Below are 25,468 nucleotides of genomic sequence, written 5' to 3'. Positions count from 1 at the left end.
GCGAATCGGCGTGATTAGCGCTTTTGACTCCTTCTTGGTCGTCGCCACTCTCATCGCGTCCGGATCGGAGATATCAGCTGGAACCGCCGCTATTGCTGCCGGTTTCGGTGTTCTCTGGTTTGTTTTCTCTGCCGTTGTTCTTAGTCTGATCAGTGTCGTCGGTGCGTGGGTTGGCGGCTTTGTTGGCCGTCTCCCTCCGTTCCGTCGTGGTGGACCACAAACAGCTTAACCTGAGCTTATCGAGGTTCGCTCGAACCGAAGATCAATCAGATTCACTGATTCTGCTCTGTGTTCAGTTAATCAAAGCTGCCGTCAACTGCATCGACGATATCGAGACCATCCAGGAATACGTCGGATACGAGAACGGCCACCAGCAGCGACTCCCCGTTATCCTCCTGTTCAAACACCGGGCCGAGGAGATTCGCGATGACTGAGATCCAAACTACGTTCGAGATTGGCATGTTCGGTGCCGAACTTCGGGAGCGGGTCGACCGAGCCCGCTCCATTCAGACCGAGGTCGAGGTCATCCTGGAGGCGGTAAACGAAGTCCACCCTGGCGAGTGGCGGCCCGCCGTCGTCGATGAAGCGTATCACTACACTAGCGATTCGCCACGCCGAGAGTGAAGAGTTCGAGGACTACATCGCGCTCGCCGAAACATCGCTCTCGTCCGTCTGCTCCTACTTCGCCGACGTTGACGGTGTCCCCAGAGAGCGGTAACGCCGGTGTCGCGACTGCTGTCCCCCCGTCAATTTGTGACCCCCGTGAGGGGTGGCGGGGCGAGAGCCCCGGCGTGCAACATGTCGATGGACACATCACCCAACGTCGACGGCATCGGCTCGGGAATTGAACGAAACGACACAGCCTGTAGCGCCTGCGGGACGGTGCTCACGCTGGGTAGTCAGCATGGGTACCCGAACTGGGCGGCTCTCTCCTACAGTTGTCCGGACTGCGGACTCGGTGAAACGGTCGAAGTCACGTCGACCGGCGACCTGGGCGAGCGGACCCAGCGCTATCTGGATTCCCTCCGCAGCAGCGCCGCCAGCGGCGTGAGCGCACTCCGACTCGCCGCATTTGTCACCGGTGACGTCGTCACCGGGACACTCTGGATCGAGCGCGTCGACGAGCACACCTACGTCGTCGACTTGCCTGAACGAGCGTCTCCATGGGACCTGCTCCGATTCGCCGACCGAGTGGCGGTCGGGCCGCTCGAAACGTCGCGGCAGGGCGGAAACGTGGTCGTCCGGGATACACGGTGGGCCTCAACGGACGACTTCCAGGAGGTGCGGGCCGACGGCGGGTCGACGGACGTGCGGATGGTCGACGGCGATGGTACCAACACGACCGACCCGTTCGCCATTCCGGAGGATGCCGAGCCACGGACGGAACGAGCGAAGAGCGAGAACATGGACATCTCGTTCCTGGCCAAGCCCGGTCAGTACGAGGTCCACTCGGCGTCGGATAGCTACTACGACGTGGACGTCCTCGAAGAGACTTGTACCTGTCCAGACCGGGCCGACCGCTGCAAGCACCTCCGGCGCGTCGATCTCGGAATCAGGGCCGGGCTCGTACCCCGACCGGACGGGCGATTACCCTAGCAGAACCGGCGTACTCGTTTCGTACCGGTCAGCAGACCCTGTTGCGTCTGTGTTGTCAGGACCGGCTCGTCGACGTTGTTTGTTCTCCCCCGGCGGGTGAGGGGAGTGGTCACTGCTCCCCTGAGCAAATCATGACAGACACGATTTCCACAGACTCCGATGCACAGCTTATCGACGAAACCCAGTCTGATTCTCCCCGGTTGCGGAGCGCTCTCCAGACAAGTGAATGTCGCCCCTCGAATCGAGGCGCGTGGTCGGACCTCTCGATGGAGGTGCCAAACGACGTGCCGACAGCGCGCGTCCTTTCCTTCGTCGAATGCGTCTTGGTCGAACTGACTCACGAGCCCGTCGGCGCTCTATTCAGATCCAACGAAGAGTGGGGAGTCATCGAGACGGTCACGATCCACGCCGACTGGACTTCGATTTCGACGGACGAGCCCTACGTGCGATTCCGTCGCGACCCTCGCACTGGATTCCAGTGTTCGACATCTTCGCGATCAGCTGTTCGCGACGCGCTGGTGCAGCGATTGTCCCGAGAGAGTACACAAAAGTCCCCAGTACCGACCAGTAGCTTCTGCGTCTATCCACTATCTACTCTTTCTCGATTCAACTGACCCACGAACTGTGGTCGAGAATATTTTGGCGTTCCACCCTGAAACTGCAGTTGTAGCTCCACGTTCGACACGAGAGGCGGAGTATACCCTCCGTCGGTGGCGTGTTATCAGCGCCCCATAATGTTCTCACGTCGAACTGAGCCACCTGATGCCGGGGATAACCCGAACAAGCAGGGATTTCCGGCGACACCGGGCGCGTCGAGCCAGCGAAACCCGCCCCGCCGTCAAATACGCAGACTCGCATCGAGCCGTCTGCGGGCGGGCACGGGCGGATGCCGGCGGATCCACCATTACTGGTGTCACGACGGTCAGCTGGGACGGAGCTACCGCGGGCCAACCCTGCGGTGAAAACGGCGGGGATAGCGCCCACGCTTCCACGAATAAGAGCCAGGAAGCCTGGAATCTACTACTCCGTGACCCCGGGAATATCGAGATCGCCGAGCGCTGCCCGCTGTCGGAGCGCACAGAGGTGAGGACAGACTCCCGTCGCGTCGAACATCTCACAGCTGCACCACCCAGCATACGTCCCTGTTTCACGCCGCGCCAGGCTACAGTTGAACGGACACTCATCGTCGACGTCGACGAGAAACAAGTCTGGGCGCCCGCCTCGTTCGACAGTGATTGATACGTCGAGGGCCGCGTCCCACGTCGTCGAATGATTCTCTCTGACTGCCCGGAAATCGAGCGAGACAGTGCCATCTGGCTGGTGCCGAACTACCGATGGCGAGGCGATACTACCGCTAGTCAGGAGAGTGGACTCTTCTGTTTTCATGGAGAGCCCTGCTAGTAGATACTACTCCACCGAACGAGAAATTTCTTCTGATCATCAGTATCCTGAAGAAGAATCAACCCAGAGTGCGTTCGTGACAGGCCCGATCGAACCAGTCAAACAGCAGACGAGCTCACCAATACCCTCAACTGGTGTGTCAGCGTCCATGCTGACTTAACCAACAAGTGATGAAAGAAGCGACATCGTTGGTTAAACACGTTCGCCAGAGCTATGTCGAGAAGAACTACCTGTGACAGGAATGAATCCTACTCTTTTCGTGATGGACGAGTGTTCCGAACGCTCTAGTCGGAACCGAGAACCGATCCGGCGGCGTGAATCATGTTCACTCCGGTGAGCGACCGCTGTGTTACTGTTGGTTGTGAGTCTCCCACGAGTCGGAGCCGATCTTTACTCCCGTATTAGGGGCCGAGTTATTATAGTCTAGACTATTATAGTCTTGTTCCTAACTTCGGAGAGCATATGTATCTCCTACAACGAATAGAGGTATGGATCAGTTCGTCAATCGAATCGATGAACTCGATCGGTTGGAGACCCTCTACGATAGTGGCGCTGCAGAACTCGCAATTATCTATGGCCGCCGCCAGATCGGCAAGAGCGAACTCGTGCGCCAATCGATCGCCGACCGCGACGATGCCGTGTACTATCAGGCAGTCCAGGGAACAGCGACGACACAGCTCAGGCGGTTCGTCGAGGCAGCAGCGACAACCTACCCAGACATCACGGCCGTCAAAGAGGAGTGGGAACCGCTCTTGACGTACCTCACCGACAGAGATTCCATCATCGTTATCGACGAATTTCCGTACCTCATCGAATCGAACGAGGGGCTTCCGTCAGTCATCCAACACCTGTGGGATACAGCTGTCGATGAGAGCCAAGCAACGCTCGTCCTTACAGGTTCTGCGATCGGCATGATTCATACCCACGTCCTCGACGGCGGTGCACCACTCTACGGCCGGGTGTCCCAGACGCCGAACGGCCGTCTCGAACTCACTCAGCTACCGTTTCGTACCATCCGAGAATTCGTGCCGACGTACGATCCTGAAGAACGGGTGTTCGTCTACGGCGTCTTCGGTGGCACACCCCGATATCTTGCACCCATCGATTCATCACGAAGCCTCGGTGAGAACGTCACGCGGCTGCTGTGCGACCCGAATGGCCCACTCCACGACGAGCCCGAAACCGTCCTCCAGATGGAACTCAACGAGGTGAACACGTATTTCTCGGTTCTGGAATCGATGGCCAGCGGGAACCGCAGCCGAAACGAGATCGCTCAGGGAGCCGGCATCGAGAGCACCAACACGTCGTACTACTTCGACCGACTGGAAACACTCCAGATCATCGAGAAACACCATCCGGCGCTCGCCGACCCGGCACGCAGTAAGCGGACTCGGTACCAGATTCGAGATCCCGTATTCCGGTTTTACTTCCGATATCTCTACGGCCGCGAGGGGCAGTACGAACTCTACGGCGAGAACGCCTATGCGGATCTCATCGAACCGGAATTGCCCGACTTCGTCAGCGAAACGTTCGAAACCCTCTGTCATCAGGCGGTGCCATCGCTCTACGCAGACTACCAGCCCACACAAGTCCCGACCCAGTGGTGGTACAAGGGCCGGGAGGTGGATGTCGTCGTCCCAACTGACGAGTCGACGCTGATTGCTGGCGAAGCGAAATTTACCAACACGCCCCTCGGCTACGACGTGCTCGCGGACCTCGAAGACGACGTGGATCACATCGATTGGACACCCACCGGCGGTGGTGAACCGGCCTACGAATTCGCCCTGTTCAGCCGCTCTGGGTTCAAACACTCCGTCGAGGAAGCTGCAGACGAGCGTGACGACCTCCGCCTATTCGATCTCTCCGATATCGTCGCCGTCCTCGAGAGTGGAACCACTCATCGACACTGAAGAGCTAGAACTAGCTCGCCACGTTTCGTTCCTCTGGCGTAACTGCACCTAGAAGGCGATCTCCAACGACACAACTCTCTGGCCACCCACAGTTGCAAAACCCCTCCAGTGCCTCACTGACGCGCTCTACTCTCCCCGTCGTTTGTCTCTCCTCACGGGGGTGAAGGAGGATTTCTCACTCATGCCTCAGGTCGCATCCCGAACCACAGAGCAGCAGCACTCGTCAACTACCTGCCCCGACTGCAAGGGCGATGTCACCCAGTCTGACTGGGAGCGTTATTGTCAGGAGTGCGGGCTCGTCGTCGACGTCTACCGCGTCAACCACGGGCCCGAGTGGCGGTCGTTCGATGCGGATTCCCGAGAACGCGTCGGCGCTCCCCGGACACAGGCCCGCCACGACCGCGGGCTCTCGACGAAGATCGGTCGGGGCGTCGACGCACGAGGGAACTCGCTCTCCTCGAAGAAACAGCGACAACTCGCTCGCCAGCGACGGCTTCACTCCCAATCCCAGACCCGCTCGAAACGCGAGCGGAATCAGATCGCGGGGAACAGCGAGATCGAAGGCTCTGTTGAAATTCTCAGAGAGTTACATTTTCATCCTGTGATTCTACGCGATGAAGTCTCTCCCGAAGTCGCAGATTCTCCGGTTTACTGAGAAGGCGATTCATCTGGCACGCCGATCCGTCTCTCGATACTCCTCGAATTCCTCCAAACATCGCTATACACTTCCCCAGCACGTTGTTCTGCTGTGCCTCAAAGTTCGGAAAAACGCGACCTACCGTGGATTGCTTGACGAATTAATCGAGATGCCATGGATTCGTCGCGCTCTCGGACTAACTGAACTTCCTACACCATCAACACTCTGTAAGGCGTTTAATCGGCTTGATATGGCTGTATGGCGTCTCTTATTGACTCTCGGCCTTGTTGAAACCCTCAGCCGGGGATAGGTTTCGGCGACTCTGCTGAATACAAAGGGCATATTCAGCACCACCCCACAAAATGGGGATTTGCCGGTTGTTTACAGTACCACGTCACCTAGTTGTGTCGGATTCCTCCTCGGGTCCACCACCGTTTTCCGGTAACTGGATGCCTGGTCTCGGCGTTTCGAACGGGCGACCACCTTTCAAACTGAACAGCATCTCTCGGGTGGACAGAACCCGAATCTCCGGATACCGGCGTGTCTTGGCTTGCGCGTAGCTCGCGAGCGCGACCAATACGACGCCACCAGTCGTGTTGCCAAGCAAAATCGGAAGCCAGAACTCGTAAATCAGGGTGAGTACCCCCGGACTCGGCGTCTCGAGGAACACGACGAAGAGTGCTTCAGCGCCCGAACTCACGACGTGGTACAGGCCGAGAACGGGGATCGTGAAGAAGACGAGATAGGTGATTACAACACGCGAGATCGTGTCTCGCACAGCCGTATTGAGCCACACCACTCCAGCTACAAGCCATCCTGCGAATAGGGCCTTAAAGAACAGGTCCCACCAGCCCAGTTCGAGACCGTGCTGGAGGAATTCGACTCCGACCTCCATCTCTGCCTGCGTAAGTACGTGTGTGTTTGCGAGGATGAACGCGCCGAACGCGGCACCGATGACGTTCGCCAACAGGACGACGCTCCACATGCGTAACAGCAAGGGGAGACTGGCCAACCGGGTTAGCACTAGCTTGACCGGTGGGAGAGTGGTCTCGGTGTACAATTCGTACCGTCCGAGAATGATGTACATGAACCCGATCGGATACAGCACCGCGGCGAGGAATCTATTATTCGGGAATGTCGCGGTCCCGACTGTGTAGCCGATGAACGTCAGGACGATCGCGAAGCCAGCGGTGAAGCCGCTGAAAAACAGTTCCGAGAGCGTGCTGTCGATTTCCTCGTCGGCGGACGCGAGCAACCGTTGATGGATTTCTTCCCATGAGAAGCGATCGCCGAGTGCCCAGCCTGCTGCCGGGACGCCGGAAGCAGCCCGGTCCTGGGACCGGACAACTGGCGGCGAGTCCTCGGATTCGTCGCTCATGAATACCCTCCAGACAGCAACGGCTGTGGTTCGACTGTATTCGTAGTCGGGTCCGCTCGTCGAACGTGAATAATCCGGAATCCCGGACCAAGATGAAATGATGGTACCATAATGTCTCTCCCCGAATATGGGTGACAATCTGTAGCATTATGAGTGTTATCAGCAGCAAGCGGGGGACGGCTTCCGACGTTCGGACTTATAGCGTTCCGTTATCCCGCGCATGTGGCACTGTTGAAAACCTGAGATAGTAACAATTTGGCGAGGCTATGCTGCATACACAGCGCGTATCGGTCAATAACCTACGAGCGTCAGTCGACAAGTAGAATTGGTCACTACGGAATCATATTCTTCAGACTGTCTCATCCCCTGTTTCATTGACACAGGGAACGCAAGAGATTTCTACCCAAGATGAATAGTATCCACCTTCACCAGTGCCGGGGAGTTTCATTGTCGATGTCGTGCTAACCCACCCCGATTTACCCCTCGGGCCGACACTCAAAGCAATCCCGACCGCATCGATCACGGAGGTGTCAATTCGCCCAGCGACAACCGCAGACTTGCCGGCCGTCCTCTATCGGGTAAGAGATGTCGACTTCCGGACCTTCAAATCAGCACTCGAGCACGACGACACGATTAGTGAGTGGACCCAAACGATGGACTTCGGCGACACGCGGTTGTACCGTGTCCAGCACGGTCCGACGACGAAATTCGTCACCCCGACGCTCTCCGACTTCAGGATCCACGTGATCAGTATCGAAAGTGCCGGCCGCGACTGGCACTTTCGGTTGGAGACGGCTGAGCGAGACCACCTCAGTTCATTTTGGGACCATTGTCGCGCCGAGGACATTCAGTTCGAACTGGAGACGCTCCTAAGTTCCGGGGCCCAGCAGATAGAAGAGCGCGTCGCCATCAAAGCAGCACTGACCGAGCGTCAACTGGAGGTCGCCCGGGTCGTGGCCCAGCTAGACTACTACGACAAAGGCGGTGTCAGTGCGGAGGACGTTGCCGCCGAACTCGGAATTGCTCCATCGACGTTATCGACCCATCTGCGCCGAATTAACGCAAAGATCTTCGCGACGCTGTTTGACGACGCATCCGGATGAGATTCGCGATGCGGCCTGATTTCGCGCACCCATTAAAATGGGTGGATTATTCGACGACACAACTGAGGGTATCAAGAAGAACCGATGTAATGATGCAAACGGAGAACCAAGTGCAGTCGTCCATCACAATAGACGATGCCGAGAACCCGAGCGCTATGGTCATCGACCTGATCGCCGACCTGGAAGGTGTTGATCCCGTTGAGCTGTCCCCGCCGCTGTATTCTGCGATTGACCCCGACGCGTTGGATGCCTTGTTTCGCTTCCCGAAGGATGACGCACCACAGACATCAGGTTACGTGCACTTCGAGTATCACGACTACGAGATTCGGATCCAAAGCGACGGCGAGATCGCGATCCTAAATCGCTAAGGATTCTCCATCACGCGATGCCGAACCGGGTGTCACACAGCTGGAGGGGTTAGTGAAGCTGGATGCGAACGTATCGCCCAATTCAGCCAGAGATCACTAAATCAGGCAATTAATGTCCTGAACTCATCCTCTGCATTTCGCGCGTCACTTCTGACAACGGTCGGTGATGTTTCGGTGGCTGTGCTGCATATACAGCGTGAATCGCGAATCGGCGTCACTCAGTTTCGAAGTGTGGGAATTGGCAGATACAGAGCGTGAACTGTTCCCATCGGTGGTTACTACTTACTAATGGGGTAACCTATCTCTTGGTATGGTTGCCACATACTCAATACTGTCACTACTGATCATCTTCGCGCTGTCGTTGTTGATTGTGCGTATCGGCTCGATTGCGCTGGAAATGACGGGCCTTTCACCAGATGTGGCCTCCTTCCAAGCCACGTCTGCGTTCTCTGGAGCCGGATATACGACCGAAGAGGCTGAACAGGCTGTCACCACGGTAGGCCGTCGCAAAACGGTGAAGGCGCTCATCCGCCTCGGCAGTATCGGACTCCTTGGTGCGATCTCATCGCTTATCCTTTCGTTCACGCGTACTGGTGGCGACGACCTGTTGAACTTACTGTATATTCTCGGTGGTGCCGGTGTAATTATTCTGTTCGCACGGAGTCGATGGTTCAACCGCCTCGTTACGCCACTCATCGAGTGGACGCTAAGTGAGACTACAGAGTTGGAGATCTCGGATTATGCCCAGTTACTCGGATTGCAACGCGAGTATCGTGTGGCGGAGGTGGAAATCAGCGCGGGTGATTGGCTGGCAGGGGAGTCGATTTCTGAGCTGGATTTACCACGCGAAGGGGTGTTGATACTCGGCATCCGTCGAGATGATTCATATATTGGTGCGCCACAACCAGATACGGAGACGAAACCGGACGACACGCTTGTCCTCTATGGGGAACAAGACCGCCTCAAAGAATTATCAGACCGGCTCAGTGGTGATGCAGAGGCTCGAGAGGATGCTGTTAAAGACCACGAGGAAACGCTCGAAGAGCAAAAACAACTCATCGACCAATAAGCACGTTTTACCTACCAGGTGATACAGAGACGAATAGATGAAACGGACCCTTCGACCTTCTGTATCCACCCTCTGTATCGGTCATGGCTTTTCTGACGGAAATCAGGGATGTTACAACTTGATTCGCTCTATCGTTCATCTATCTCCACTGTTCAGAGTGCCCTGTCGATGTTGTGAGTAAGACAGCCGATAACGAGTTCACGGAACTGCTTCCACCAGTGTCGTGAGCGCACGAACGCACCATATTTTCGCTTGAGATGAGAGTTCACCGTCTCGTTCTGACTCCGTTGGCCGTAGAGGTCAGCGTCCAGCCGAGCATTCCACGCCTTGTGAAGTGCCGAGAACTCTCGGTGTTTGATAAGCGGACGAAGATTATCCTCACGGGATAACGCCCGAATCTTCTGGTCGTTATATCCTTTGTCTCCGAGGAGAATCGCCACTTCAGCGGTGTTCCGCTTGATGAGTGACGGCGCGATCGGCGAGTCGTGTTTTCTGGTCGCCGTTACGTGGAGATCAATGATCGCATTCGCTTTCGTGTCTACGAGCAGTGTGACTTTCAACTGTTGAATCGTCAGCGTCGTCAGCTTCGTCAGCTTCGTGTAGTGTTTTGAAGCGTGACTGCGGTCGAACCCGGAAGCGTCGATCCCGACGACACCGTTAGTCGGGAGAAGTGTGACCGAGAGGTTGAGCAGGACGCGCCAAACCGCCATATCGAGTCGATTGAACGCCTTACATAAGGTCGAAGGAGACGGTAGTACCTCAAGGTCGATGGCATTCCAAATCCGGGGCATCTCGATAAGCTCGTCAAGCAGCTCGCGGTACGTCGTATTCTTTCGTACCTTGAGACAGAGGAGAACGATGTGCTGGTGAAGTGTGTACCGGCGTTTCGAGAACTTCGATGAGCAGCGAGCGACATCTCGGCGTGCCAAGTGTAATGCCTGCTCAACGAACTGGAGTAGCCGTGATTTTGGGAGGGCTTGCATCCAGTCAGGCCACCAGACGAACTTGTAACTCCCTGAGGATTTCAACAGAGCCAGATCAAACGTATTGCTGACCATCTCGAACTCGACGATGGTCTCGTCGAGCAGGCGTGTTCCCTCTTCGAGACTGCCCAATCCGACGACCTCCTGGTCGGTCGTTCTATCGAAGCCGGCGCAGCGGCAGCTATCTTCATCATCTGCCGGATGAACGACTGTCCGCGGCAGGCAGAAACTATCGTCGAGCCGGCCCGCTGTTCGGTCGAAGATTTGTGGAACATGACCGGCGTCCTCAAGCGAAAACTCTCGTTGCCAGTTCCGATACAGGAGCCGGCAGACTTCGTTCCCGAGATCACGGCTGCTCTCGAGGAGCAAGTCCCTGCCAGCATGCGCCTCGAAGCCGAACAACTGGCCACCGAGGTTCACGGGTCAGGTACTATCCAGGGCAAGCCCTCGGCAATCGCTGCTGGGTGTCTCTATACAGTCGGCCGACGCGATGACCACCCACGCTTCACTCAGCGGGCCATCGCTGACGCAGCAAACGTCTCAGCCGTCGCGCTTCGTGGCCACTGGCGAGATCTTCAAGAGCTCGACGATTATACCTAAACAATCTTGTCCCAGCTTTTTCATCCTACCTGAGCAGGAGAGACTGACAACATGCTTTTAAGCAATAACCACGAATATCTGTTCATATGAGTACTGGGCGTGAAATACACTTGACCGAAAATCCGGACGGTCAGTGGACGGCACGGGACGAATCCGCCGAAGTTTCAGTCCAGGGAGCAACGCGAGATGAAGCCCTCGATGCTCTCGATGACGTCGTGGCAGCGGTTGAAGGCGATGGCGGTCGGCCGCCCACCGACAAAGAACTTCGTGACCTCGGTATCGATCCAGACGAGAATACGTCGGGTGGGGAACTACCTGACGTCCTCAAGTAGGCGATTAGATTTCTATGGTCACGCGGGATTTCTCCGGGAAAGAGCTCGTCACCGTTCTGGTCAACAAGGGGAACTTCTGGGTGGACCGCATCACCGGTGATCACTATATTCTGAAATGGGAACATCCCCGAGGACCAGATATCGAAAAGCGGACTGTCTCTGTCCCATATCACGATAGCGTCTCAATTGGGACATTACACGATATCGCCGACGACGCCGGTGCACAGGATTTTCAGGAGTTCTGCCGGTGGGTCGACCGGAATCGCTAGCCTCGAGACTGCATCGTGCCTGGCTTGGTGTACTACGATTCCAATCATTTGCACGCATTGAACTGGTTGCCTGTTCATGAACAGCGAACCAGTTCGATAGTCTCGGTCAGGAGTTCTGTTCGGCACTAGCGAGAAGGTGTATAGAGTCAGATGGGACATCATCGTGGTAACGAGAATGCCCGTCGGTCGCGATCAGTGAGGCCCAGATGTTAATCGGTGACAGTCACCTTGACCATCGGCATCTGTCAATTTGACACAACAGCGGGTGCATCTGTCGAGGCCGACATCCGCTGGTTCTCATCAATAGTCAGTATCAGCGTGAGAATTAGCTCTTGCGAACGGTCTTGGACGTATCCCTTATCTTGGAAACGATAGGTTCCCTGCGGGAGACAGGGGAGTGAGTTACCCCGTGTGTAGATGCTGTACTCTTCGGTGATCGACTGTTCTGGGAGGAGTTCCCGGAAGTCAATGCTACTCTTGATCCCGACGTGGGCGTCCTCTGGGTACCTCCAACACCCACTCGTTGGCTTCGACGGTGTCTCGTTTGGTCCTGTATACGTATCGGCCACGGGGACAAGATCGTTTGCCCAGTCAAGATCATCGTCTGATGTGTTGTCTGTAAACAGAAGCGCAGGCCCGAACCCAATACTCGTGGGTGTTGACCCTGCGTTAGTGAGACTCGCAGTAACACGTCCCGGCGATTCTGAAGACGCCTGGCGAGTAACTTTGGCAGTGAACCTGAGCGATGGGGTTTGGGTCTGTGAATCCGTCGAAGAGTTAGTGTCAACCGATGTCGGTGATTTTGCCTGTGTGGCAGTCGCCCCATTCGATTCTCGTGGCGAAATAGCAGTGCAACCGGAAGCTCCCAAACTAAGCGCTATACTCGAAAAGTGGAGGACCGAGCGGCGTGTTAATTCCATACGTCGGGTCGTTGTCACTATGGCATATACTTTCTGTGTCCCACTCAGCTCATACGATGGTTCGTCCTCTATTGAGTTGCCGTAGCAATTTTTATTATTAGCAATGGCTAAATGGCCAAGAAGCCCTGAAGAGGAAAAATCACACAAAGTTCCTAACGATACACCTTGAAAATTATATTAAATTAAACAGAGATATTCATTTTGTTTTCGGCGTAATACATTGCATTACCTCTGCCACTTTGACCCCAACCCCAGGCGTGGATGCCTATAATTTTCACCAATCCGTTATCGTTAATGAAGTAGGGGCCCCCTGAATCACCACCATCAGTATCCCAGCCAAGCTGGACAACGCTATTAGTCCCAGCATTGGTCCCATTAACTAACTTTTCGACCTCTCCAGTATGCCTTCCAGTAGCTATTCCTTGGCCAAGAGCTAGAGTGTTATTACTGTTAAGTTCTTTAAGGCGATCTTCAGCCACTGACCCATATACATCATTATAATCGAACGTATCTGGAGAGTCAGCTGCGATTTTGTAACCAGCGTATTTTTCGCTTTGGCTATCTCTCGCAATGAATGCCCCATCTTTAGCTGCATCATCGTCGGGATCGCCGAGTAATCTCGTAGTAGATCCTATGTAATTGTCCCCAAGTTGATAGACATTAACTCCCGTATCAAAACCAACGTTGTGGCCTACAGTAACCCACCCATACGCATTGTCACTATACGAATACGCCGGAGTAGTTATTATCCCGTGGGTTTCTGTAGCGGCGCCTCCTGGGACAGGAGTATAGTTGTACTCATAGTGACTCTGTTCAGTCATTTGATTCTCTTCGACTCGAATTGAGATATTATCTACCGACTTTTGGAATTTGCCTTGCCCAGCCTTCCCCTCTGCTTTATTAGGCACTCTTGACCGGACCTCATCAGCACTAACATCAGGAGATACAATTTCGCCGTTGGTTCTTTTAATTTCTTTGCGTTCAAGTGTGACGACCGGAGATTTTCCGTTCCTGCGAGATTCCCATTCTACTGCTGCAGTAATTAGGTCACTATCAAATTCTTCGGTCAATTTTTTCTGTACGTCGTGAACGGCCTGAATTTGCGCCCACCGATCTCGTGGCATCGTAAAATACTGGGCTTCCCTTTGTGGTGGGGCCTCATTATTCACGACTTGTTCGTGATTCGTATGTATATACGAGTCAACTAGAGCCGCGGTCGATTCGGGATCCTCTGTCTGTTGCGCCAGGCTTTCTTTAGTGAGATTGTTAATGGCAGCAGTCGAAAATCCTAGTGAGGCCAATGTTTTTACAAATCCCCGTCGGCCTGTACAGCTAAGTTTATTTTTGAAAGGTCGTCCTGAGTATCCCTGTTCTCCATTTTCTACTTTCTCTCTGATGTCATCTTTTCGTGTCATCGCATTTTGATTATTAGGCGAGAGTATTATTAATTAAGTTAAACAGGGTAAAATTACCTGTAGGCTCAAATGGATTAATAAGAATTCTAAGGTGCGGTTGGTATAGTTGCGAGCGTACTTAATTATAAGAAATATTATAATCAAAGATCGGCTTGACCAGCAATCAATGGTATCTCAACCCAACTTTTTGATGGTGCCAGCGGAGATAAATGAAAAGGATATGAGGAATAGGCCAAGTTGAATCTCACCAAACCAAAATGGGATCGAGGGGATAACTGCGCGGATCAAGACGATTCCACTTGAGAGCAAGGGTACGTTATTCTCAGTGTTTTCCTGTCTACTCCCATCACTACCGTAGCGATCAGCTCCGACTAATTCGTTCTCTGGGAGTCTATCAGCCTCGTAGGGGATCCGCTCAGTTGAAGTACTCCAGATCATGGTACCATTTTGGTTTATCTCAAATACTCGCTGGTTAAGCGTATCCGTAATGAGCGTATTTCCATTCGGAAGTCGATCAGCATCTCGAGGCCAATGAAGATCAAGGCCATCAGCGCTTGAGAGCACCCAGACGGGTTCCCATCTATTCGTACTATTGTTCTTATGCAATTCGACGATACGATCGTTGTCACTGTCTGCAACAAGAACTGCACCTGAGTCAAGCCATTGGGGGTTATGTTGGTGATTTAGGATCGCTGGGTCTCCGCAGCGAACATCATCGTCATCATCGTGATCGTACAATTGATTCCGTTTGAGGCATGAAGAGTCTGATCCGTCGTCATCCTGATTTATAATTTCAACCACGCCATTGCCACGTTCAATAATAATTACTTGATTGGCATTCCGCACCGAGACAAGATAATGGGTCCCGTTAATTGCGTCAACATCGTTAATGTGCAGCCAGTCTCGCTTCGTAGGTTCTGGTGGCGCTTCGTACAGTGAACTTGCGTTCCATTGCCAAGTAATCTCCCCATCACGTTGTGTATACACCCGCTCGTGATCCATATCAGTGATCAAATATTCACCAGTTGAAAGCCGTTCGACATCATGCACTTCGCTATTCTTTTGAGTTCGCACAGGGAACGAGGATTCGGAGAGCACCTTTGGACCGTTCTGTCCGTCGGGATCAATAATACGGAAACCTGTCTTTGTGCAGGGTGACTCGTAAGGTGAACATCCCTTCTCATAGCCAGAGTGCATGAATCCGGCCATGATACTACCATTTGGTAGCTTTGTCACGTCAAAATAACTGTCCGCACTCCCTTCCTTCCATGTAACGTTATCACCATCAAGGCGGTAAACACTCCCGTGGCCATGCCATCCAGGTCCCCCACCTTGAGATCCAATAAGGGTAGTCCGTGCTCCTTTGTCATCAACATCTCTTGAGGGAGCCATAGTAGCACTAACCGACAAGGTGGAAATCAGCAGTACCACTCCAAAGAAGACGAGTATGGTGCCGCGTTCGGGGAGATCCATGCAGTCATCATGTTTCTTGCCTCTCCAAAAAGTTTCCGATAATAAATGTTTAGATACAACATATGAAATTGATAAAAATATCTCCTTTCTATCTCGTCACTCTTTGAAGTGGCTATAATTGCAAACCGATAGGGATGGGAAACACGGGTACGATATGGCTCTTCTAGAAACCTCGGTCCCTTCAGTTACATATTCCCGCTTTACTCTTTCGACCGAGAAGATATTTACACCGTTTCTCTGTACTAATCACTTGACTAAGCGGTTGACTGTATTTAGTATAGCAATCCGTCCAGCCCCTAGTTCTGATGGGTCAGATCCTGCCGAATCAACTGCACTACGCTCGATTACTTGCTTAACGCGGCGTGGGTGAAACTCTGGTTCTAGTTCACGGATGAGACAGACTAGTCCAGCGACTTGCGGTGCCGCCATTGAGGTACCTCGTTGGAATTGATATTTCCGACTATAGATTGTCTCTGGGACAGTGGAAAGGATCTGATTTGTCGGATATGGCCACTCAACACCGCTTGAGCGGAACGTTTTATCAGGTGTTTCGTATCCCCCACCTGGCGCTGCGACATCGATTACTCCCCCGCCATAATTGGAATTATAATACCGGCGGTCGTTCGGACCGGTTGACGCGACGCTGATGACGCCACGATTACTGCTCGGTAAGACGTGAAGGGGATTTTCTTCGAGATCAACCCCTTGATTTCCCCCGGCAACGACTATTACCGTCCCCTGCTCGATAGCGTGTTGTATAAGTCGCCTCACAGCAGCAAAGTACCGTCGCCGTTCTGTCCCCGCACTCAGCGGTCCTAATACTAGACTGAGATTTGCAACGTCGGCCTCGATCTTGACTGCGTACTCGATTGCCAACAGGAGGTCTACCGCTGTAAACCGCAATTCTAAATACCCGTAGTCATTTTTTTGATAAGCTCCTATTCGAAGGGGTATGACAGTTGTATCAGGCGCAACGCCGGTGATACCGTCTCCGTTTCGTGAGGCGGCCACGATCCCAGCAACGTGTGACCCGTGCCCATCTACGTCGAACGCGGCGGGTAACTCTAACTCCTTAGTGGCTGGTAACCACCCCATCGGATTTTTCCGAACGTTGATTAATTTTCGCCCAGAGGTAAACTGCCCTTGACAAATTTCGCGGCTACGTTCGATATCAACAGCGTGTTCGAGATCAGGGTGTGAGTAAGCAACGCCGGTATCAATAATCGCAATTGATGTTCCGTCCCCAGTTGCAATGTCATGGGCGTCAAACACGTTCATCAGGTGTTTGTCCCACTGTTTTTCGGATAGTGGGTCACTATCTGGTTTACCGCCCTCTTCGTTTTTCTGTATATCATCAGCAACGAATTCGCGGTTTGGGATAACGTCACTAACTACGGAGAGGGACCGAAGTTTATTCTCGCGCTCCGCTGGTCCGGATGCGATGACTACTGAACCTTTAGCGAGTTCATGGATTATTTCGCATCCTTTCTCACGCAGCTTCTCACGAAGTCCAGTACCTCCAGCGAGAATAATATACAAATTCTCATTGGTGTTTGATTCCCCACGAGATCGTCGGGCTCCTACTCCGCTTGTTACAATGCTACTACCAATTATGCCTCTAATTACTGTCCGTCTCGTCCTTGCTTTTGCTGACTGCATACAATTAAATATAAATATTAAAATTTAAATGTTAATATTGACGAGACAAAATATACGGGCGGGCATTTTAATTGGCATGGCAACCTCGGGGAAAATGAGAGTATATTAACACTATTCCCACTTCGGGCCACTAGACGGCAACGAAGAAGCGGAAGCCATCCCTTGTTCAAGAGCGAAGTGAGGCTCAGAATTTCCATCGAAGACCGGATATCGCGCGACCATGAACAGGAGTTCGACCAGACTTAGCATGTCGTACTTCTTGTTCAAAGTGGCGAGTGGCTCGCACACTCGATTACTGGTGCGGTACGGTGACGTCGAGTACAGCGTCGCCCATGATTCGCTCACCGCCGCCGACTGGCTATTCCGGAGGCGACTGAGGCGCGTCGAACGATGAGCCGAAACCGGGTAGGCGTCGAACAGGACCGACTAAACGCGTGGCTCGACACTGACGCCGATTATCAAATGGATCCTGCCTGACTATGGCTTCGGCGTTCTATAGTAATTAGCTTGAATCGCTCCACAATGTGGCGCTCACCAATGAGTAGCACGCAAATTGAATAACTCTGAGTCGTTTGCCTGCCTGCCAGCGCCGCCGATAGTCTGAAGTTCGTGGACTTCGAACTAATAGTATGACCGCTAATCACGACCGTGTTCGTGCGGATGGTGGGATCGACGCGCTGGACCCGCCTCCAATGGATGTAATGGACGAGGAGACGCTCAAGCCGGAGACGCTGGCTCAGAACGCCCCCCGGCTCGAGACAGTCATCCAGCTGCTCAACCATCCGGCATTGGCCCGGGTCTACGTCTACGTGTGTTACTGGGGCCCGGTCACGCCGCCGGAGATTATGGAAGCACTCGACCTCTCGAAATCGACGACCTACGAGTACGTCGACCAGCTGGTTGACCTCGGCCTCGTCGATCGCGATGACTCGACACGTCCCCAGCAACTGATTGCTGACCCGATCATCATCGTGGAGCAGTACGTCCCGATCGTCATCACGCCGACCGTCCTTCACGCCCTCGCACTCCAGGAAGTCGACGAAGACGTGGAGTACTTCGTCGATCGTCACGGTCTCGGGAAACTCATCGCCGCATTACGCGGTGCTGGACTCCACTTTGCAGGAGGAACAACCCAGCGAATGGTCGCCAGCGACATCGACGTTCGCGAGACGGAAGCGATGATGATCATCAATGCGCTCAAACCGGCGCTGGCCGTCGGTCGAGACCACGACCCATTCTTCGAGCACTTGTTCCCGAACGTCCACGACGAGATGGACCTCCCCAACCTCGACGAAAATGATGGTTCCCCGACCTCCTCGTCGGACCCCGACCGGTGAGTTCGTCGGATGGGTAGTGAGGCTCCATTCTCGGCCAACCAGGACGTCCTCGTCGACGCGAATATCTTCTTCGCGATCGGTCGTCCCTCGAATCCACGATATCGGCGGTTCCGGAGCGCAGTCCAGAACGCTGGCGTCATCTGCAAACTCCCCCGACGCGTAATCGGCGAACTCGGTGGCCAAGAAACGGACCGCGTCCAAACAGCACTTGACGAGGGATGGGCTGAAATCATCGATGCCCCAGCACCGACGGATGGTGAGGCTGTCGCTGCGAGCGATATCGCCAGGCGCACCATCGCGAGCGAAACCGGGCAGGCCGAACACGAGGTCGAAAAAACCGACGCGATTCTCGCTGGGCTAGCCATCCAGTACGTCAGAGACCGCGAAACCACGGGCGTTGCCGTGCTCACTGACGATAAGCCAGCCAGAAAGGGCATCGAGAACGCAGTCCGAGCACAGGGGTACACGGACGCGATCACGGTCTACGGATTATCAGACATCATCGGCAACGATCCCGGCGACTCGATGCGCCTGATCTGATCGAGACCGACTTGTTGAAACTCTCAAGTGGTACTAGGTTTCAGCGACTGTGCTACATATACAGCACATATCTTGCAGAATGGTGCCGATTGAAACCGTCGATAACTACACCTGCGAACTTACCGTTGTGATAGGGGCCCCATCCCAAGGAGGACGAGAAGCCGACTGAGTGTATAGACTGTAGCATACGCGATAGCAGCTAGTGGCTGAGAGAGGAGTAACAAGAAATACGCACCAAACGTGGCGGTAAATCCTATCATCCGGAAGGGGACTGACCTGCTCGCGCTTTGTAGTCGTTCCCACCGGAATGTCAGAAAGGCCACACCCCCACCCAATGTTAGTCCGAGGAAGATTCCGAGAAACACCAGATATGTCGGCACCGGAGGCCCAGCACGGAAGAGTTCTGTAATTGATTCGAAATCACTGACGACATAGGTGATTCCGGCGAAAACGAGGAGTACCGCCCCAAGTTGGAGAAGGTTAGCAATAATCACGCTGGTATCGGCGGGGTCAATCACGACGCGATCCGCGTCAAACAGCTGATTTGACGTTTGATAGAATGCCAATCCCATGAACAGGCTCAGCACACCGAACGTAGCACCAATCGCCTGACCACTAGCGACGCTGACAGCGAAAAGAGTGACGCCACATCCGATAATAATAAACGAGAGACCACGACCAAGACGCTCTCTTTCCATTACGAGTCAAATGAAACGAACGGGGCATTAAATCATAGTGTGATGTGTCGCTTTGGGAAGTGCTTCACCTGTACTGACCGAAGCTATTCAATCCATCGAGGTGGGTTCTCACCATCGAATTTGTAGTGAAACAACCGCTCAGTGGATGTGCGTATCTATCGACCAACCAACCCACTACTCGCCCCCTCCAAGCATTAGTTCTGTTTTTTCACTTCTTGAAAGGCTCTATACCCTTGATACGACTTATAGGCGATATAGAGGAGAGCAATAGGCACGAGTACAAATGTAATAATTTCAATAAGCTGTGGTCCAGCATCCACTTGTAGAAGACTCATACCTCCTCAAATACGAGTCAAATTATAGGCTTTTTGACGGTCGATAACGTTGTGGACTGAACGATACGTGCGTCCCCTATATTGACCACGTCCGGGGTCAGGATGTGTCTCCTTCCAAGGGTTGAACAGAGCCTGAATTCCATCGTGACTCGATGCTGCATCTGAAAACGCTCCGGCTGTTCTCCAAACGTTGAGTTCGGTGTCCACATAGCCCTACCCTTTCGCCCAGGATCCAGACGAACTGTGACGCGTTCTGATCCGGTCTGACTATCTTTTCGACTCTGACGAAGCGAACCAGGTCCGTCGCACTGGCTGACACAACGATGACCACCGGTATTTCTCGGACGACGTTTCCCGCCGATACCCGGGCCTGGGGACATCGAACAGATGTCCCCGTCGGGAGTCTTGCTTCCCACGGTGTGGCGGGTCGCGATCTCCCGCGCTCACGGACGTCGTTGCGTTCGCTACGGAGATCGACCGCCACACCGCGGTCGCTGGCGATTCCGGGCCCGCGCATCGGCGTTGTCCGTCCGACACCACCGCCCACCCGACCCCCGCGCCCCCGTTCCTCGGTCCGGGCATTTCGCGCCTTCCGTTGCGTCTCTCCGCACCGCCCGACGGACGGGGCACGGTCCGGGCTGCTTCGCTTCCGCGCTCTCTCAGCACTGTCCGAGCGCGGGGCTCGCATACACGCGGGCATGTCGCGGATTTGGGGCCACCGGGGGATTCCTCCAGGCTTCTCTCTCGGCGCGCGGCCACGTCCGCCCCCGCAGGGGCGGATTCCGTTGCGTTTCGCGGGCCCGGACCGGCGACTCCTCGCCCGACGGGCGAGCTTCGCCGGACCCGCGAACGGACGGGGCCCCGCGCCGTCGGAGATGGCTCACAGACGCCACGCTTACTCGCCCGGTCGGCCGAGGGCTGCGGACCCTCCCCGCCGTCGACGGCGCGACGGCGGGTCCCTTCCACAGCCCTCGGCCGACAGTGCATCGACGCGACGCGTCTGTTGCGCCACCGCAGGCGCGGCTTCCCAGAGCCTTGCCAGGCTCACTGGCCTACACACGTTTATCGGATATGGGTTTCCGGTCGTGCGCGTTTCCTCCGCATCGGCTTTCGCACTCCTCCGCTCGCCGCCGAGACTGCTCCCCGCCGCCGCCGGGGAGCTTCCATCGGCGACCACGCGGAGTTCACGCACCGATTGTCCGGAGGGACTTGCACCGACTCGGCGTGCTCACACCGCGAGCACGCCGCTCGCGGGCACCCCACCGCGCCCCCGCGACCCCACGACCCGAGAGCGGGCCACTGTGGCACTTCGTCTTCGACTCCGTGCCACTGGACCCGCAACCGGGTATACCGGGGTATATCGGGGGTAATCGGTGCGGTACCCGCGACGGAGAACCCTATCCGATAAACGGTTCTAAAAAAGGGAGGTGAACTCGCGTCGAGCGGGTGACCGCCCCGGCGGCAGCCACCGCGCCGCAGGGTGGGGTGGTCGGCCCGGTCGTGAGTTCAGTGGTTGTATCGCTCGCTCAGTGTGGTTGTTCTCCGTTCTGTAGGGCGCGGAGGACAGATGGTTCTCGACGGTCGGTTGCAGAGGACGTCGTGAGACGCCCTACAAGTCTTAAGCACCCATGAGTTCACACGGTTCGCACAAGAAAGTATCGGTCAAAAAGCACAGCGGAGTGGCGGACGAGCAGCGTGCGCCAGAGGAGCAGACGTTGCAGACGTCAGTGGCGTCCCAGGTCGACGCGAACGGTCTCCTGAACGAGGTCGCTGAATCGACTCACGAACAGGAGCTGCGCCCGTCGGTGGAACAGGAAATCCAGGGGAAGAAGGATTACGACTGGACGCGCTCGACGGACGTCGGTCCGGATCGACGATACGGAGAAACCCTCGCGTCGCAAGAACGGCGGCTGGGCGAAGCGGCTGAAATGGAGCGCCATCGCGAGCACGCACTGGCGGCTGCCGAGGCTGACCTCGAACGTGGGAAATCCTGTCGAGTGCAAACCCAGATTGAACAGGCGCGATCGGCGAGAGACTTCTGGGAACGAGCGCACCTCGCGGCCGGTCGAGAGCACGTCACCATCCCACAATCCAGTCGAACGCAAACGGTGGACCCGCGAGCCACGCTGAGTCAGGAAGAACTGGCCAGGGTGAACGAACGGGCGGAATCCATAGCAGCGAGCTTCGAAGCCCTCTCACGAGCCGACGCTGCACGGCGGCTGGCCGAGGAGTGGGACAAGCAGGGAACATCTTTCACCGAGGCAGTGTTCACGGTCCTGAACGAGTGGGCGGACGACCCCACTGTGCCGATCAACGTGGCTGGGATCGATCCCGACGACAGGTGGGTCACCGTCGAAGGCGAAATCACGTGGTTGTTCGACGAACCCGCGACCCGGAATCAGTACCAGGTCGGCTACCTCGAGGATGACCAGGGAACGTCCGCCAAGGTGACGGTCTGGCGCCGGTCCATGTACGGTCCCATGGTTCGCACGCTCTCGGAAGGGGACCGGGTACGAATCGCCCTCGGAAAGCCAGGTGAATACAACGGACAGAAGACGATCGCCGTCACGAGCGATACTGCCATCATCTCGCTCGACCGGTGACCACCAGGCGGGCTCTCTTTTTTGTTCCCCACCGATCGTCGACGGTGGACCCTCGATGGGCACCTCGGCCATTGACTCTCAATTTTCGATTTGGAGAACTCTCCCCATCGTGACTCAGGTCCCTTGCTTCTCGTTCGCGCCCCCGGCTGGCGAGTCCGATTCGCATCGTCATCACCCAAGCGAATGCCGATCTTGTTCAAACGCTGATATAGGCCAGTGGATGGCTGATGACTCGAACTCTTGGGGCCTCCGGGAGCAGGAACAAAACTAAAATTCGCTGATCACAATCCTCCCGAGGCTGAGAATTCCCCCAGCTTGAGTCTTGCTGGGAGGCCGATTTTCTGGGGGCAAGTTAAATCAGTAATGTAGTAGAGGATGACCAGAGCGCTATCGCGTGATTACCGTGCATTACATCACGAGATCTGCAGTATTTCGGGCATTAGTTCGCCGTTGTACTGCAGTTTCCTGGTGCATTGGACTCGATAGGAACCAGTGTGCGACAGTTGGTGCTTCTGATGTGGGTCCTCGGGCGAACTCGTCTGCACCCAAGATATTGGCCGCTTCCACCGCTGGCCACTGCCTATCGTTCACGGCGTCGCGTGATCAATTGTCAAGAGCCTGGAACGCGTACGCGACGGCATGGCTTCGATTACCCTTGGTGATCGCGACAGAGAACTGCTCTCGCTGCTCCGGGAGGGGGACGCCGACGTCTCGTCGCTGGCGGAGGGCGTCGACGGCGACGAGGCGGCGATTCACGAGCGGCTCCCGAAGCTCGCCGACAACGGGCTGGTCCACCGCGTCAACGACGAGGTGTGGGCGATCACCGACAGCGGCGAGCGAACCATCGCCAGTTCTCCCGAGGGGACGATGGACGAGCGGATCGACACTCCCGACGCAATCGAAGAGCAAATTGAGTCGTTCGACCTGCGGCCCGACAGAGAAGAGGCGGTCCGGAACGCCTTCGGCTTCCTGCAGTACTGGGGCACGGCGACCGGCGGCGAGATCGTCGACGGCGTCTACAGCGAGAACCCCGCGGGCTTCGAGACCGCCGAGGCGTGGTGGAACGAGTGCGTTCGGAGCCGCCTCGCCGATATTCCGACCGTCGAGGCGCCCGATTCGGGCAAATCGGAGTGGGCGTACGGGGAGACGCCGATCGTCGACCGGCGCGCGCGTGACGGCCGAGACACCCCCGACCAAGACCTCACCGAGACGAGCGCCAGGTTCGCACTGGAACGCGCCGACCTGAACGCGGCCGAACTGGCGGCGTTGCGTTCGGCCTTCGACCTGCTCGTCCGGGAAGGCGACGCGACCGCCGACGAACTGCAACGACGAGTGTATCCGGACCACGACGCAGGGTACGACTCACCCGAGGCGTGGTGGAACAACTGCGTCGGCGGGACCTTCGAGTCGATCCCAGGCGTCGAACAGACGAACCAGGAACGGGACCGCTGGGAGTATCGCCAGTCCATCGAGGGGCCGCCGTCGAGCCCGCACGGTAGTTCGGACGACGGCTGATCGGGAGATTCAGCCCGTGTCGCTCATCCGGCGTCGGCGGCGTCGTCACCGCTGGACCCGTCACCGTCCTCATCCGTGCTCCCACCGGACCGCGAGGATTCGTCGCCCTGGGGAACCTCGTCGAGTTCGGACCGGGGATTGGTTCCGACCGATTCACCCATCTCCACGGTGGGGGTGACGTCCTCGCCGTGGATCAGCGAGGGGAGCACGATGCGGACGACTTCGAGCATCAGGATGAACAGGATGGGGAGGAGGAAGAAGCCGTACCAGCCGAACAGCACCGGGCCGAGCAGGTAGGCGAACATCAGCACGACCACGTCGAGTTGCCGGCCCGTGATGTAGGGCTGGAGGAACGTCTGCGGGAGGATGTCGAGGACGAGGAAGTACGCGACCAGGGCGGCGGCGACGAAGCCGAACTGGCCGCCGCCACTCAGCGCCTGGAACGCGAGCAGGGCCACCACGGGGAGGTAGACGACCTTCCCGACGACGACGGGGATCAGGCTCGTGATGCCGGTGAGGAAGCCGAGGACGAAGATCATCGGAACGAAGAGTCCCTCGGGGGCGAAGAGGTTCGTCACCCAGTACGTGACCGTCGCGACGACGGCCATCAGCAGGAGGAAGAGGAAGTTGCCGAAGAAGACCGACTCCAGGTCCTCGTCGACGGCCGAGGCGTAGGCGTAGGCCGTCGCGTCGCGGCCGCCGACCAGCTGGCGGAACCCGTCCTCCAGTTCGTGGTCGTTCTCAAGCAGGAAGTACGACAGCGTCAGCGCCAGGCCGACGAGCAACAGCCCACCGAAGAGAGCCGACGCCGCCTCCACCCCCGTCTGTAGCACCATCTGCGTGGTCCCCTGGGGATCCGCGAGGATCTGTCCGGGGTTCTCGAGCAGCGCGGTCAGCGACGAACTCCCCTCCGCCGGGAGTATCCCCAGCCCGTCTTCGAGTGCGCCGAAGGCGGTCGCCCCGCCCAGCGCCTCCCGGGCCTGCGTGTATATCCGGACGCCCGCGTAGAACAGGACGGCGACGAGCGGGACGAGCACGACGAGCACCGTCAGCGAGGCCGCGAGCCCCTCGGAGTCGACGACGGTCTCGATCCGCCGGTCGATGGGGCGCGTCGCGTAGTAACCGAAGATACCGAGGACGATCATCCCGACGAAGGAGTAGGCGATGAACCCCGCGACGGCCGTGAGCGCGAGGACGAACAGCCACCAGCCGATCCGCGCCCGGTCCGGCGGGGCGTCGAGTCCTGATCCGTCCATTCTCGTCTCCACCTACGGCGCTCACGCTGAAATGGTTTGTCGGGGGAAAGATAGGTCTGCGCCCGTGCCGG

Annotated in this window: 23 protein-coding genes and 1 pseudogene; 16 read left to right on the top strand and 8 right to left on the bottom strand. The window is 56.1% G+C overall.

The annotated features are described in order from the left end of the window. Window positions 1-209: 209 nt before the first annotated feature. The 6 genes and pseudogenes from BM337_RS17340 to BM337_RS17320 form a co-directional block, all read left to right on the top strand. Window positions 210-434, top strand: coding sequence for a DUF8129 domain-containing protein (locus tag BM337_RS17340; protein ID WP_143117746.1), 225 nt, complete (start codon window positions 210-212; stop codon window positions 432-434). Then, complete coding sequence (locus tag BM337_RS17335; protein WP_089818299.1) at window positions 427-624, top strand: hypothetical protein; 198 nt, start codon at window positions 427-429, stop codon at window positions 622-624. Before BM337_RS17340 ends, BM337_RS17335 begins: the two co-directional genes overlap by 8 nt. A gap of 174 nt (window positions 625-798) precedes the next feature. Next, window positions 799-1,596 (top strand): hypothetical protein, encoded by a 798-nt coding sequence (locus tag BM337_RS17330; protein ID WP_177227653.1) that lies wholly within the window; start codon window positions 799-801, stop codon window positions 1,594-1,596. 1,889 nt (window positions 1,597-3,485) lie between these two features. Then, window positions 3,486-4,907, top strand: coding sequence for an ATP-binding protein (locus tag BM337_RS17325; RefSeq protein WP_089818295.1), 1,422 nt, complete (start codon window positions 3,486-3,488; stop codon window positions 4,905-4,907). Window positions 4,908-5,088: 181 nt separating this feature from the next. Continuing rightward, a complete protein-coding gene (locus tag BM337_RS20760; RefSeq protein ID WP_143117745.1) occupies window positions 5,089-5,562 on the top strand; it encodes a TFIIB-type zinc ribbon-containing protein in 474 nt (157 codons plus the stop codon). Beyond that, window positions 5,522-5,824 (top strand): annotated as a pseudogene (locus tag BM337_RS17320) (IS5/IS1182 family transposase); the annotation flags it as partial. The gene BM337_RS20760 and the pseudogene BM337_RS17320, both read left to right, overlap by 41 nt. A gap of 114 nt (window positions 5,825-5,938) precedes the next feature. On the opposite strand, the gene BM337_RS17315 reads toward BM337_RS17320, so the two are convergent. After that, complete coding sequence (locus BM337_RS17315; protein ID WP_089818293.1) at window positions 5,939-6,922, bottom strand: formate/nitrite transporter family protein; 984 nt, start codon at window positions 6,920-6,922, stop codon at window positions 5,939-5,941. A gap of 431 nt (window positions 6,923-7,353) precedes the next feature. Here BM337_RS17315 and BM337_RS17310 point away from each other — a divergent pair, with 431 nt between their 5' ends. The 3 genes from BM337_RS17310 (at window position 7,354) to BM337_RS17300 (ending at window position 9,462) form a co-directional block, all read left to right on the top strand. Next, window positions 7,354-8,025 carry a helix-turn-helix domain-containing protein gene (locus BM337_RS17310; RefSeq protein ID WP_089818290.1) on the top strand — a complete coding sequence of 224 codons (672 nt, stop codon included), beginning with the start codon at window positions 7,354-7,356 and terminating at the stop codon, window positions 8,023-8,025. Beyond that, window positions 8,022-8,393, top strand: coding sequence for a HalOD1 output domain-containing protein (locus BM337_RS17305; RefSeq protein ID WP_218155588.1), 372 nt, complete (start codon window positions 8,022-8,024; stop codon window positions 8,391-8,393). Before BM337_RS17310 ends, BM337_RS17305 begins: the two co-directional genes overlap by 4 nt. A 310-nt stretch (window positions 8,394-8,703) precedes the next feature. Further along, on the top strand, window positions 8,704-9,462 hold the full coding sequence (locus tag BM337_RS17300) for a potassium channel family protein (protein WP_089818288.1): 759 nt from the start codon (window positions 8,704-8,706) through the stop codon (window positions 9,460-9,462). Between the two features lie 152 nt (window positions 9,463-9,614). On the opposite strand, the gene BM337_RS17295 is transcribed toward BM337_RS17300, so the two are convergent. Then, a complete protein-coding gene (locus tag BM337_RS17295; protein ID WP_089818700.1) occupies window positions 9,615-10,445 on the bottom strand; it encodes an IS5 family transposase in 831 nt (276 codons plus the stop codon). A gap of 54 nt (window positions 10,446-10,499) precedes the next feature. On the opposite strand from BM337_RS17295, the gene BM337_RS21930 reads away from it, so the two are divergent. The 3 genes from BM337_RS21930 (at window position 10,500) to BM337_RS17280 (ending at window position 11,646) form a co-directional block, all read left to right on the top strand. After that, the gene (locus BM337_RS21930; protein WP_089818286.1) at window positions 10,500-11,045 is read left to right on the top strand and encodes a transcription initiation factor IIB family protein; all 546 of its coding nucleotides are present in this window, start codon (window positions 10,500-10,502) and stop codon (window positions 11,043-11,045) included. A gap of 86 nt (window positions 11,046-11,131) precedes the next feature. Next, complete coding sequence (locus BM337_RS17285) at window positions 11,132-11,377, top strand: type II toxin-antitoxin system HicB family antitoxin (protein ID WP_089818284.1); 246 nt, start codon at window positions 11,132-11,134, stop codon at window positions 11,375-11,377. Between the two features lie 14 nt (window positions 11,378-11,391). After that, window positions 11,392-11,646 (top strand): type II toxin-antitoxin system HicA family toxin, encoded by a 255-nt coding sequence (locus BM337_RS17280; RefSeq protein WP_089818281.1) that lies wholly within the window; start codon window positions 11,392-11,394, stop codon window positions 11,644-11,646. A gap of 1,102 nt (window positions 11,647-12,748) precedes the next feature. Here the strand turns inward: BM337_RS17280 and BM337_RS20755 are convergent. From BM337_RS20755 to BM337_RS17270, 3 genes are all read right to left on the bottom strand, one after another. Next, a complete protein-coding gene (locus BM337_RS20755; RefSeq protein ID WP_143117743.1) occupies window positions 12,749-13,981 on the bottom strand; it encodes a trypsin-like serine protease in 1,233 nt (410 codons plus the stop codon). A 174-nt stretch (window positions 13,982-14,155) separates the two neighbouring features. After that, entirely contained in the window at window positions 14,156-15,454 is a 1,299-nt protein-coding gene (locus tag BM337_RS17275; RefSeq protein ID WP_089818279.1) for an arylsulfotransferase family protein, read from the bottom strand. Window positions 15,455-15,700: 246 nt separating this feature from the next. Then, entirely contained in the window at window positions 15,701-17,113 is a 1,413-nt protein-coding gene (locus BM337_RS17270; RefSeq protein ID WP_089818277.1) for a S8 family peptidase, read from the bottom strand. A 629-nt stretch (window positions 17,114-17,742) separates the two neighbouring features. Here BM337_RS17270 and BM337_RS17265 point away from each other — a divergent pair. Next, window positions 17,743-18,450 carry a DUF7437 domain-containing protein gene (locus BM337_RS17265; RefSeq protein ID WP_089818275.1) on the top strand — a complete coding sequence of 236 codons (708 nt, stop codon included), beginning with the start codon at window positions 17,743-17,745 and terminating at the stop codon, window positions 18,448-18,450. 9 nt (window positions 18,451-18,459) lie between these two features. Further along, window positions 18,460-18,990, top strand: a complete 531-nt coding sequence (locus BM337_RS17260; RefSeq protein ID WP_089818273.1) for a PIN domain-containing protein — start codon at window positions 18,460-18,462, stop codon at window positions 18,988-18,990. Window positions 18,991-19,109: 119 nt separating this feature from the next. Here the strand turns inward: BM337_RS17260 and BM337_RS17255 are convergent, their stop codons facing one another. Beyond that, window positions 19,110-19,688 carry a DUF8100 family protein gene (locus BM337_RS17255; protein ID WP_089818271.1) on the bottom strand — a complete coding sequence of 193 codons (579 nt, stop codon included), beginning with the start codon at window positions 19,686-19,688 and terminating at the stop codon, window positions 19,110-19,112. 2,059 nt (window positions 19,689-21,747) lie between these two features. Next, the gene (locus BM337_RS20750) at window positions 21,748-22,098 is read right to left on the bottom strand and encodes a hypothetical protein (protein ID WP_143117742.1); all 351 of its coding nucleotides are present in this window, start codon (window positions 22,096-22,098) and stop codon (window positions 21,748-21,750) included. A 33-nt stretch (window positions 22,099-22,131) separates the two neighbouring features. Here BM337_RS20750 and BM337_RS20745 point away from each other — a divergent pair, with 33 nt between their 5' ends. Together BM337_RS20745 and BM337_RS17245 are read left to right on the top strand one after the other, a co-directional pair. Further along, on the top strand, window positions 22,132-22,626 hold the full coding sequence (locus tag BM337_RS20745; protein WP_143117741.1) for a single stranded DNA-binding domain-containing protein: 495 nt from the start codon (window positions 22,132-22,134) through the stop codon (window positions 22,624-22,626). Window positions 22,627-23,265: 639 nt separating this feature from the next. Continuing rightward, complete coding sequence (locus BM337_RS17245) at window positions 23,266-24,141, top strand: winged helix-turn-helix domain-containing protein (protein WP_089818267.1); 876 nt, start codon at window positions 23,266-23,268, stop codon at window positions 24,139-24,141. A 23-nt stretch (window positions 24,142-24,164) separates the two neighbouring features. On the opposite strand, the gene BM337_RS17240 is transcribed toward BM337_RS17245, so the two are convergent. Continuing rightward, on the bottom strand, window positions 24,165-25,397 hold the full coding sequence (locus tag BM337_RS17240; RefSeq protein WP_089818265.1) for an AI-2E family transporter: 1,233 nt from the start codon (window positions 25,395-25,397) through the stop codon (window positions 24,165-24,167). Window positions 25,398-25,468 lie beyond the last annotated feature (71 nt).

It is taken from the genome of Halomicrobium zhouii (assembly GCF_900114435.1).
In the GTDB taxonomy this organism is placed as follows: Archaea; Halobacteriota; Halobacteria; order Halobacteriales; family Haloarculaceae; genus Halomicrobium; species Halomicrobium zhouii.
Note: the sequence above shows the minus strand (reverse complement) of the source record. Positions and strands in the feature narration are given on the sequence as shown.